Below are 661 nucleotides of genomic sequence, written 5' to 3'. Positions count from 1 at the left end.
ACCTCCGGGGTGCGGGCGCCGGCCGCGAGGGGCGACACCCCGAGTGCTGGGGCGCCGGGCTCCGGGGCCTCGAGCCCGGCGGCCTGCAGCAGGGCGGTGTCCTCGAGGAGCTCGCGGCCTCCCTGGGCGAGCACGGCACACGCGCGCAGGACGACGACGTGATCGGCGAGCTCGCGGGCCAGGTCGAGGTCGTGGGTGGCGAGCCCGATGGCCGTCCCCTCGGCGGCGAGCTCGTCGACCAGGGCGGCCACGACGTCGGTCTGGACGGCGTCGAGCCCGAAGGTGGGCTCGTCGAGCAGCAGCACGGGCCGGCCCAGCAGCGCGACCGAGCCGACGGACAGCCGGCGCTGCTGCCCCCCCGAGAGACGGAACGGGTCGGCCTCGGCCAGCTCCGTGAGCCCGAGTCGGTCGAGCCAGGGCTGCACCGTGCGGGAGACCTCCTCGTCGAGGGCAGGGCCCCGCAGGGCCCGCCCACGTCGACGGTCCCGCGGCAGCAGCCCCACGGCGAGATCACGGGCGACGGTGCGTCCGAGGAGCTGGTGCTCGGGCCGTTGGAAGACCAGGCCCACCGCCCCCTCGGCCCGGGGCCGCCCCGGGGCGAGGCCACCAGCCCCCCCGGCGTCCCCTGGGGGGCCGGGGGGCGCGACCCGGCGCTCCCCCG

At 79.0% G+C, this 661-nt stretch carries 1 protein-coding gene; it reads right to left on the bottom strand.

What is annotated here, in order from left to right:
* The coding region (locus L0B03_RS18780) for an ABC transporter ATP-binding protein (protein ID WP_250448632.1) at window positions 1–661 on the bottom strand (661 nt) is incomplete at both ends.

The organism is Actinotalea sp. C106 (assembly GCF_023630195.1).
Taxonomy (GTDB): Bacteria; Actinomycetota; Actinomycetes; order Actinomycetales; family Cellulomonadaceae; genus Actinotalea.
The sequence above is the reverse complement of the archived record's forward strand: the minus strand, read 5'-3'. Positions and strand labels throughout refer to the sequence as shown.